General features: G+C 62.4%; 6 protein-coding genes and 1 tRNA gene. All 7 read left to right on the plus strand.

Going from position 1 to position 10,350, the window contains the following annotated elements; genetic code table 11:
- Window positions 1-139: 139 nt before the first annotated feature.
- A tRNA-Gln gene (locus NFJ07_RS06380) sits at window positions 140-211 on the plus strand.
- Window positions 212-365: 154 nt separating this feature from the next.
- Entirely contained in the window at window positions 366-1,874 is a 1,509-nt protein-coding gene (gene glmU, locus NFJ07_RS06385; protein ID WP_269993264.1) for a bifunctional UDP-N-acetylglucosamine diphosphorylase/glucosamine-1-phosphate N-acetyltransferase GlmU, read from the plus strand.
- Window positions 1,871-2,851, plus strand: a complete 981-nt coding sequence (locus tag NFJ07_RS06390) for a ribose-phosphate diphosphokinase (protein ID WP_028266439.1) — start codon at window positions 1,871-1,873, stop codon at window positions 2,849-2,851. The genes glmU and NFJ07_RS06390 overlap by 4 nt, the downstream gene beginning before the upstream one ends.
- A gap of 352 nt (window positions 2,852-3,203) precedes the next feature.
- Window positions 3,204-3,776, plus strand: a complete 573-nt coding sequence (locus NFJ07_RS06395) for a 50S ribosomal protein L25/general stress protein Ctc (protein WP_269993267.1) — start codon at window positions 3,204-3,206, stop codon at window positions 3,774-3,776.
- Window positions 3,777-3,897: 121 nt separating this feature from the next.
- On the plus strand, window positions 3,898-4,482 hold the full coding sequence (pth, locus tag NFJ07_RS06400; RefSeq protein WP_269993268.1) for an aminoacyl-tRNA hydrolase: 585 nt from the start codon (window positions 3,898-3,900) through the stop codon (window positions 4,480-4,482).
- Between the two features lie 403 nt (window positions 4,483-4,885).
- Window positions 4,886-7,450, plus strand: coding sequence for a helix-turn-helix transcriptional regulator (locus NFJ07_RS06405; protein WP_269993270.1), 2,565 nt, complete (start codon window positions 4,886-4,888; stop codon window positions 7,448-7,450).
- Entirely contained in the window at window positions 7,428-10,187 is a 2,760-nt protein-coding gene (locus tag NFJ07_RS06410) for a helix-turn-helix domain-containing protein (protein ID WP_269993272.1), read from the plus strand. Before NFJ07_RS06405 ends, NFJ07_RS06410 begins: the two co-directional genes overlap by 23 nt.
- The last annotated feature ends 163 nt before the right edge of the window (window positions 10,188-10,350 follow it).

Raw genomic sequence — 10,350 nt, forward strand, 5'->3', positions numbered from 1 at the left:
CAGTACCGCTGAAAAGGACTCGGGGATGCGCCAAGTCGCGAACACCTCAATGGTCATGGCAAACTAGATTCTTGTGTGTGCGACCCGGTCAAACGGGAACACCGCGGACCCTGCGTCCGCAAGGGTCACGTGCGCACGGTCCGCTCTGGTGTAATGGCAGCACCCCGGCCTTTGGAGCCGTGGAGTATAGGTTCGAATCCTATGGGCGGAACTTGTCGGTGGTCTGCCGGCACCGCCTCTGAAGGCACTGCCTCTCCCGAAGCTGTCCACTGGCTGCGCGGAGGGCTGTGAATCGGCAAGAGTAGGATAGAGCAGATGCCGCAGCCGGGTTCGCCCGGACGTAACCGAGCAAGGAGAGCGACTTCGTGAGCCCCGATACTACTGGCCCCGCCGCTGTAATTGTCCTAGCTGCCGGAGCCGGTACGCGCATGAAGTCGCGGACTCCCAAAATCCTTCACGAAATCGGCGGACGCTCCATGGTGGCGCATGCCATCCTCGCGGCGCGTTCCATCGATCCCCAGCGGCTGGCCTTGGTGGTCCGCCACGAACGGGACCTCGTCGCCGCGCACGTTGAACTGATCGATCCCGACGCCGTCATCGTGGACCAGGATGATGTTCCAGGAACCGGACGCGCGGTGGAAGTAGCCCTTGACGCCTTGGACACGAAGGCCGAACTCAGCGGCACGGTGGTGGTCACGTACGGCGATGTGCCCCTGCTGACCGGCTCCCTTCTCTCCGAGCTTGTCGCCACGCATGAATCCGAGGGCAACGCGGTGACCGTCTTGACCGCCGTCCTCGACGACGCCAATGGTTATGGCCGCATCCTTCGTGCCGAGGACGGCACCGTGCTGGGCATCCGCGAACACAAAGACGCCAGCGACGCTGAGCGCTCCATCCGCGAGATCAACTCCGGCATCTACGCTTTTGACGCAAAGGTGCTCCGCGAGCAGCTGCACAAGGTGACCACTGAGAACATCCAGCGCGAAAAGTACCTCACCGACGTACTCGGGCTGGCGCGCGACGCCGGAGGCCGGGTTTCCGCCGTCGTCACCGAGGACCGTTGGCAGGTGGAGGGTGCAAACGACCGCGTCCAGCTGGCCGCCCTCGGTGCCGAGCACAACCGCCGCATCATCGAGGCCTGGATGCGTGCCGGTGTCACGGTCGTTGACCCCGCCACCACGTGGATCGATTCCACCGTCACCTTGGATGAAGACGTCCGCCTCCTGCCCAACACACAGCTCCACGGCACCACCACGGTGGCGCGCGACGCCGTCGTCGGCCCCGACACGACCCTCACCGACGTTTCGGTGGGCGAAGGCGCGAAGGTGACCCGCACCCACGGCTCAGGATCCACTATCGGTGCCGGAGCCAGCGTGGGCCCGTTCACCTACCTGCGTCCCGGCACTGTCCTTGGGGAGACCGGCAAGATCGGCGCCTTCTACGAAACCAAGAACGTGACGATCGGCCGTGGTTCCAAACTGTCCCACCTCGGCTATGCCGGCGACGCCGAGATCGGCGAGGACACCAACATCGGCTGCGGCAACATCACAGCCAACTACGACGGCGAGAAGAAGCACCGCACGGTGATCGGCTCCGGCGTGCGGACCGGTTCCAACACAGTCTTCGTGGCCCCCGTAACCATTGGCGACGGCGCGTACAGCGGCGCTGGCGCCATCATCCGCAAGGACGTTCCCGCCGGAGCCCTCACCCTGAGTGTTGCTCCTCAGCGCAATGCAGAAGGCTGGGTCATCGCCAACCGGCAGGGCAGCAACTCGGCCCAGCTGGCGCAGGCTGCGCAAGCCGCGCACGGCGTCACTGCCACCCCCGATTCCTCAAGTACTCCGGCAACCACAGAAGAGGGCACAAAGGCATGAGCGAAATTACCGCACACGGCGAGAAGAAACTAGTTCTCGCCGCCGGACGGGCGCACCCCGAGCTGGCGCAGGAAATCGCCAAGGAGCTGGAAACTGAACTCCTGCCTATCGATGCCTACGACTTCGCGAACGGGGAAATCTATGTGCGCTCAGCGGAGAGCGTCCGTGGCACCGACGCCTTCGTCATCCAGGCGCACCCGGCCCCTCTGAACAACTGGCTCATGGAGCAGTTGATCATGATCGATTCCCTGAAGCGCGCTTCGGCGAAGCGGATCACGGTTGTTTCGCCGTTCTACCCGTACGCCCGCCAGGACAAGAAGGGCCGCGGCCGCGAGCCGATTTCCGCCCGCTTGGTGGCAGACCTCTACAAGACTGCCGGCGCGGACCGCATCATGTCCGTGGACCTGCACACGTCGCAGATCCAGGGGTTCTTTGATGGCCCCGTGGATCACCTCATGGCCATCCCGCTGCTTGCCGACTACATCCGCACCAGGGTCGAAGCGGACAACATCACCGTTGTCTCGCCGGATACCGGCCGTGTCCGCGTGGCAGAACAGTGGGCCGAGCGCCTGGGCGGCGCGCCTTTGGCGTTCGTCCACAAGAGCCGCGACCTCACGGTGCCGAACCAGGCTGTCTCGAAGACCGTCGTCGGGCAGATCGAAGGCCGCACCTGCGTCCTGATCGACGACATGATCGACACCGGTGGAACGATCTCCGGCGCTGTCCAGGTCCTCAAGAACGCCGGCGCCAAGGACGTCATCATCGCGTGCACCCACGCTGTGTTCTCCGAGCCTGCGGCGCAGCGCCTGGCCGATTCCGGTGCCCGCGAGGTTGTGGTGACCAACACCCTGCCGATTCCGGCCGACAAGCGCTTCCCGCAGCTCACGGTGCTGTCGATCGCACCACTGATTGCGCGCGCCATCCGCGAAGTGTTCGACGACGGCTCCGTCACCAGCCTTTTCGACGGCAACGCCTAATCCCCACCCACCGGCTCGTCCCCACCCAACTAACTCGCAGTTGATGTCGTTTTCGCGCGTCAAAACGACAACTAATGCGAGTCAGTTGGGCCGGGCAGCGGCCGTTTTCCCTTTGGCGGGACCCGGCTGCTAAACTCTTGGGGATACCTTGGCGAGGGAGAGCACATCCGGGTTAAAACCGGATTGCGGGTCTCCGTTATCGACTGGGTCTGAATCTCCTTCAACGAAGGCGGACTGAACCTGCTGCTCAGCGGCCGGCATTCCGTTGGGCGTGGAAGGTCACCACAGACCTCCGCCCTTGCTGATCGACTTGCCGGCAATTTGCCGGCGCCACAGTAATCAAGGAGTACACATGTCTGAGCAGAAGCTCGCAGCAGAACTGCGCACCGAATTCGGCAAGGGTTTCGCCCGCCGCGCCCGTGCAGCCGGCCAGATCCCGGCCGTCATCTACGGTCACGGCGCAGAGCCCATCCACATCAACCTGCCGGGCCGCGCCACAACCCTGGCCGTCCGCGTTTCCAACGCCCTGCTGGCCCTGGACGTCAACGGCGAAGAGCACCTGGCCCTGGTGAAGGACATCCAGCGCGACCCGATCAAGCAGATCATCGAACACATGGACCTCCTGACCGTCCGCAAGGGCGAAAAGGTTACCGTTGACGTGGCTGTCCACATTATCGGTGAAGCTGCCATTGGCGCAGTCGCCAACCAGGAAGCCACCACGGTTTCCCTCGAAGCCGAGGCTACGAACCTGCCGACCTTCGTCGAAATCAGCATCGAAGGCCGCAAGGCCGGCGAGCACGTCCACGCTTCGGACATCGTCCTGCCGAGCGGTTCGGAACTGCTGACCGATCCCGAGACCCTCATCATCAACATCTCGGAGGCCACTTCCGAGGCCGAGGAAGAAGCAGCTCCTGCTGCCGAGTAGTCTCTCTGTTTAGTAGTCGTTCCGACTACTTGAGGCATAAGCCTTTGCGGGTGGCCGGGTCCCTGAGGGGTCCCGGCCACTTCTTTTTCATTCCACACCCTTGATTCCCTAGGATGACTCCATGACAGACACCTGGCTGATCGTAGGCCTTGGCAATCCCGGCGCTGAATACAGCCACAACCGCCACAACGTCGGCCAAATGGTCCTGGACGAACTTGCCTCGCGCATGGGCGGAAGCTTCAAAGCCCACAAGGCCCGGGCCCAGGTGGTGGAGGGCAGGCTCGGGATCGGCGGGCCGCGGGTGGTACTGGCGAAACCGATGAGCTACATGAATGTTTCCGGGGGACCCGTTTCCGGGCTGGCCAGGTTCTTTGACATCGCTCCGGATCACGTGATTGCGGTCCACGACGAAATAGATATTCCCTTCAATACCGTTAAGTTGAAGATCGGTGGTGGAGAAGGCGGGCACAACGGCCTGCGGGATATTTCCAAGGCCTTGGCTACAAAGGACTACTTGCGGGTTCGCGTGGGCGTCGGCAGGCCGCCGGGCAGGATGGACACCGCGGATTACGTTCTCAGGGATTTTGGCGCCTCCGAGAAGAAAGAGCTTCCATTCCTCCTCGATGAAGCGGCGGATGCTGTTGAGGTATTGATGACTGAAGGTTTGCTTGCCGCCCAGCAGAAGTTCCACCCCGTCAAGGCCTAACGTACGGCTGCTTGGAATATGCTGAAACTGGCTGTCGCGCGACGGCGATTCCTGGCGTTCGCAGTTGACTCGTGCACACTCATTTCAGTGGTTAACAAGTACCCTGATGGTTAGTCGGCTGAGTAATTGATTCGGGCCGATCGCTATGATACTTTGCAAATCACTGCTGGGGGTGAAGAGAAATACTAAAGCAAACGACCCGCTGAACGTCACGTCCGCCAGAGCTGCGAAGGTAGCGTGATCTAAATTGCGAGCAACACCTGAATCTGAAATAGGGCGACCCGCAACGGAGCGGCAAGCACTAGGCGCTGCAGAGCGTCGAAAATGGTCGTCGCTGGTCCGGCAGGACCTCCAGAATACGGTTATTGAAGCGCTCGGCGAACCGTCTTTGTATGGAGTGGTGGTGGTTGGCGCGCCGGGGGTTGGCAAAGCGACTTTTGCCCGTTCGGTAGAGGCCCGGCTCACTCCAAGGACCCACGTTCTCCACCTCCATGGCTCCGCGGACCTCGACACTCCGTTTGGGGCGCTGGCCCATCTGGTCGCGAGGCTGCCAGTAGATGCTGCAGATTCCCCTGGCGCGATCATCCACGGCATATCGCACTTGATAAGTTCGGATGCCGCGGGACGCGAAGTGCTGTTGGTCCTTTCGGAACTTCCTGCTTTGGACAGCATGAGCACGGCCCTTCTGGTGCACTTGTTAATTAGTGGGACTGCAAAAGTCCTCGTCACTGTCCGCCAAGCCACGGACATGCCGGAAGACCTGATCAGGCTGTTGAAAGACGGCCTCCTGGACGAGGTTCAGCTTCAGGTTTTTTCCCGGGCGGAAGTTGCCAAATTGCTCAGCGGCGTCCTTGGAAAACGAGTGACAGCGACGGCTGCAAGCGCTTTGCACGCGTCCAGCGGTGGAAATCCCTTGGTGCTCCAAGCAATCGTCACCGAGCAGCTCCGCTCAGGCAACCTGCATCTGGCCGGGCAGGTTTGGGCAATGAAGGGCGAAATCCACCTTTCTTCCGCGGAAGTCCTGACGGACCTGGTCCGGTCGCGCCTGGCCCGGGAGAGCCCTGCGGTCCAGGAAGCGCTGGAGCTGCTTGCCCTCATTCGAACGGCTCCACTTGCCGTGTTGCTGGACGTCCTGGAACCTGAAGTGGTTGCGGAGATGGAATGGTCCGGTTATCTTCGCATCGAACCGTCAGGCGCCCGCCGGGTGGCGCTGCGCGACGAGTACATGGGTGAGGTCATCCGGGGCTGGATGGATCTGCCACGGCGGAATGAACTGCGGCGGCTTGCCGCCGGGGTGATTGGCAGCATTACCCGCGACCTGGACGCCGAGGCACTCCTGGGGTTTGCCTCTTCGACGCTGAACGTCCGCGAAACCCTTGAACCCGGAGTGGCCTTGGCGGCTGCGACGGCAGCGAACAGGCAATTCGATCCTTGGTTCGCGTTGGAATGCGCCCGGCAGATCGGGCGTGAGGACAAGGAATGGGTGGCTGCCGCCCAGCAACGCTGCGTTTCCCACGTTATTCTGGCCGAGCACGAGGCTGCGGTGGCCGCTTTGAAGGATGTGACGCCCGAGCAGCTTCGGCGCCTCCCGGCGTATGACTATGCGGACTATGTCCAGGAGCTCTGCAGTGCGCTGTTGTGGATTCCAGGTGGGCATCTCCAGATACCCGGCCTCATCGCCGAGGCGCAGGAGGATCTTTCCCGCCGATCGCAAGAAGGCGGAGTGGATGCCACCGAAATTGAACGGGCATGCGGGATGCTCCGGCTCGCGAGTTTCGAGCTCCACGTCCATCAAGGGGAGTATTCCGAAGTTGCCGAGGCCTTGGAGCAGGAGTACCGGGATGGCAGTGATCTTCAACAAAGGTTGAGCTGCGGGAGCCTGTTGACCATGGCCTGGGCAGTACTTGGCAGGGAAATGGAGGCAATCGAGCTTGCGCGCGAACTGAAGCACAAAATGCAGCGTGCAAAGGCGCGGCCGCGGTTGCACAACTGGTTGTCCGAAGGCTTGTTTGCCGCACTCCTTTGCAGCGGACAGTGGGAAGAACTAGCCCGGATGCTGACGGCGACCCTCGACCAGCAACCAAAGAACATCCACTACCTTGGCGGCGCCGCCGAACTTGCCCTGGGCGTTTCCTATACATACGCCGGTCGGGCCGCGGTAGCGATCGACACCCTGCTGGGGGCCCAGGCGCAGTTGGAGATCAGGCGCAACTACTACGGACCCGCACTGGCCTACTCGGCGCTTGCCTTTGCCTACGCCCAGGCCGGCGACGTGAAGGAATCCCGGACTTTTCTCGAATTGGCGGAAAACGGGCAAGGGGAAACAGCGTGGTTCCCCGCATGGATGGCCGAATTCTGCGTCAAGATGGCACGACGCTGGTTGAAGGATCCTGGGGCGAAGCAGAGCCTCATCGAGTCGGCCAACCGGGACTTGGCGAAAGGACGGATCACAACGGCATCCATCAGCCTCTTCGGCGCCACCGTCCACGGCACCGAGGAGGAGCTGTTGCTCCTTGAGCAGGTCTCATCCCGCCGCCAAGGCAAGATGGCCGCCGTGAACCGGATGGTGGCGGAGGGAAGCCGCAAGAAGGACCCGAAGACCCTGCTTCTTGCCGCTTCCGTTGCCCAGGAACTGAAGTTGGATGCGGTGGAGTCGCGCTGTGCCGTCCTGGCCTTGGACATCGCCCGGGAAGCCGGCGATTCAGCGTCCGCCAGGCTGGCCCAGCAACGGCTGGACCGCCTGGTCGGTACCGTGCCTGTACTGCCCCTGACACCGCACACTTTCGGACCCGAATTGACGGAAAGGGAGCGTCAGGTTGCAAAGATGGCCAGTCAAGGGTTGAGTAACAAAGAGGTAGCCAACCAGTTGCAAGTTTCCGTCCGCACAGTGGAAGGCCACCTTTACCAAATCTTCACGAAAATGGGAATCTCATCGAGGAGCGAGCTTGAAGGAACCGCGCAGTCATGACAACGCTGCGGCGGTGCATGGTCATGTCGGAGAAAGCGGTACAAGGCCGCCTGAACCGTGGCTCGACTATGGGCATTTGCTTCCTGGAATTACAGCTGCAATCCGTGCCGATGATTGTTCCGCCGTCTTCATCGTGGGCGATTCCGGGCTCGGCGCGTCATCTCTCCTAGCCCAGCTGGGCAGCGTCTTTGGCGGGGACCTTGCGGTAGTCCCGATTCACGGGAGTCCGTCACTGACTGCTGTCCCGTATGGCGTACTTGCTCCGTTTCTTGCCCATCTTTCGCTTGCCGACATATCCTCCCGGGTCGCCGTGCTCCGCTCACTTTGGGATCATCTTGAGGGCATCCGCGCAGGTACCGGACCAGCTTTGCTGCTGGTCGATGACGCGCACTACCTGGACGACGCCACGTGCGCGATGCTGACGGAGCTCGTTCAGGCTGGATGGGCCAAAATCGTGGCCGCATGCGTTCCGCGGCCGGGAGTTCCCGGGCCGCTCTTGCGCTTGTGGCACGAGGGAACTGCCGAGTGGTTTGACCTGGAGCCCTTGACAGCCGAGCAAGGCCACGAATTGTGCGAGGCCTTGCTGGGGGGAATCGTCCTGAACAGCACGAGCCATGGTTTCTGGACAGAGGCAGGGGGCAACACTCTTCTTCTGAAGACCCTTGTCCGCGAAGCCGAGAGCTCGGGGACCCTCGTCCAGAGGCACGGCGTATGGCTCAAGACAGCCGCAACCCCCGTCCACACGGTGAAGCTGGAGGCCGTTGTGAAACTTCAGCTGATGCGCATTTCAGCCGCGGGCAGGGAAGCCTTGAGCTTGATTGCATTGGCAGAGCCGGTGGACGAGACGTTGATCCACGTTGTGGCCGGAGAAGCGGCCGTCCAGGAGCTGGTTGACCAGCATTTGATCAAGCCCGCGGGCAATGGGTTGCCAACCCTCCGACTCGTCAATCCGGTCTACGGAGAGGTGCTTAGAAGTATCGTCCCGGCCGCGCAGAGCCTCCAACTTCACCGGCAGCTGATCTCACGGATGGATGTTTTGGAGGACAACCCGGATTCCTTGCTGCGGATGGTGACGTGGTCACTTGACTGCGGGGCGGACGTGCCCGATCGTCTCTTGATACGGGCCGCGGTTCTTTCAGCGAAGCTCCTGCAGAGCGACACGGCACTGCGCATGGCGGCTGCGGTGCGGGACATGCAGTGGCAATCGGTTGCTCAGTCGGTGATGGCCCGGTCATACTTCAATCTTGGCCGCCGGGACGAGGCCGCGGCAGTCCTGGCCCAGGAAACAGTGGATGGCGATGCCGGACCCTCCCACGTAGTATCCGGCAGCCTCCTTCGCGCGGTCACGCGGGCCGCCGTCGGGCAGTCCGCTTCCTTGATCCGGGCGGAAGCCGAGGTCCTCAGCGAGTGGGGCGAACAGCAGCCAGGCCTCCAGGGCCAGCGGATGCCGGACGCGAAAGCGGCGGTGCCGCTCGCCGTCACCCTCGTGGGGCTGCTTGCTGGCTCCGTGGATGGCGAATACGAGAGGATGGGCCCTGAACTGGAGCGCGTGCTCCTTCAATCGGGAACCGTGGAAGGCTCTTCGGCCCCACTATTCAGGGCCCTGGCGCTGGCCCTGAAGTCAGAGATGCTATGCGCTCTCGGCTTCGGGCGTCAGGCAAAGCTGCTGGTCCTGGAGGCTGCCGCCCTCGCGCAGCCCCAGGAGAACGACGTCTTCTTCATCCCCGAGTTCATCTCTGCCCGCCTCGTCATTTGCGCGCTGGCTGTAGGTGACTGGGCCGACGCACAAAAGCTCCTCGACCGGTACTACGAATCGTCGGGTGTCTCGATGGCCTCCTTCGGCGGGGCGGCCTACGTGGTGGCCGGGTACATTGCCATCAGGCAGGGAAAATCCGGCGACGCCTTGCCGTTGCTGACTGCTGGCCTCGAAGCCCTGAGGGACAGCGATCCGCAGAATCTCTTCGGACTGTGTGCTTCCATGGCTTTCTATGCCGCAGCCGGCGCCGGGTTGCCTGAAGCCGAACGGTTCCGGGCGGACTACAAGGCCTGGGGACAACACAGCACCCACCTTCTCGCCGCACAGGCCAACAGTTTTTTCGAAGCCGGACTTGAGCTGCTCAACGCTGACGGCTCCGGCGTGGAAGCGTTGCACCTCAACGCTGACAACGCGTCGAAAGAAAACGCCACGTACCTTGAACTTCACGCCCTGGAGCTTGCGCTCGGCCTGGGAGACACCAGCAGGCTGGACCGGTTTTGTGAAACCGCGGCTGCAACGGAGGGCGAATGGGCGCAAGCGCTCGCGGAATATGGGCTCGCACTCAAGTTCGGGGGCGCTGACCGGTATCTATCCGCAGGGGAGAAGCTACAGGCGGCTACCGTCTTCCACCTCGCCGCCAAGGCTTACGGTTTGGCCCTGGGAGCATCGGATCGAGGCCGCACCAAAGAGCTCAGTGCGGTTGCGCGCGCGGGGCTGGCGCGCTGCAACGAAGAACTGGGGCAGGGCAGCGAGGAAGCACAGAACGAGTCCGTGGTTCCGAGGCTGACCAAGAGGGAATGGGACATTGTCAATCTGGCGGTCCAGGGCCTCAGCGACCGGCAGATTGCAGACACGCTGCTTATCTCGGTCCGGACCGTTGAAGGGCATCTGTACCGTTGTTATTCGAAATTGGGGATCACCGGCAGGGACGAACTCGCCGGGGCTGCCGCCGTCGCACAGGGAGAGTCGAGTACAAGCTGAAGCCGGAGGGCAGTAGTAGCGCACTCTCGATTCGGACGAGCGCCACTGCCAGCGACGAGTACCCGCCACGCGGGGCAGGGGTACTCACACCCGCATACGAGTATCCGGCAGTATGAAAGTCGAGTACTCACTACTGGTGTAGGCCTGACGGCTAGCTGGTTAA

The organism is Arthrobacter sp. B2a2-09, from assembly GCF_027587375.1.
In the GTDB taxonomy this organism is placed as follows: Bacteria; Actinomycetota; Actinomycetes; order Actinomycetales; family Micrococcaceae; genus Arthrobacter.

Coding starts and splice junctions, on each gene's coding strand:
- pth (WP_269993268.1), top strand. CDS start 3,898: ATGACAGACACCTGGCTGATCGTAGGCCTTGGCAATCCCGGCGCTGAA.
- NFJ07_RS06390 (WP_028266439.1), top strand. CDS start 1,871: ATGAGCGAAATTACCGCACACGGCGAGAAGAAACTAGTTCTCGCCGCC.
- NFJ07_RS06395 (WP_269993267.1), top strand. CDS start 3,204: ATGTCTGAGCAGAAGCTCGCAGCAGAACTGCGCACCGAATTCGGCAAG.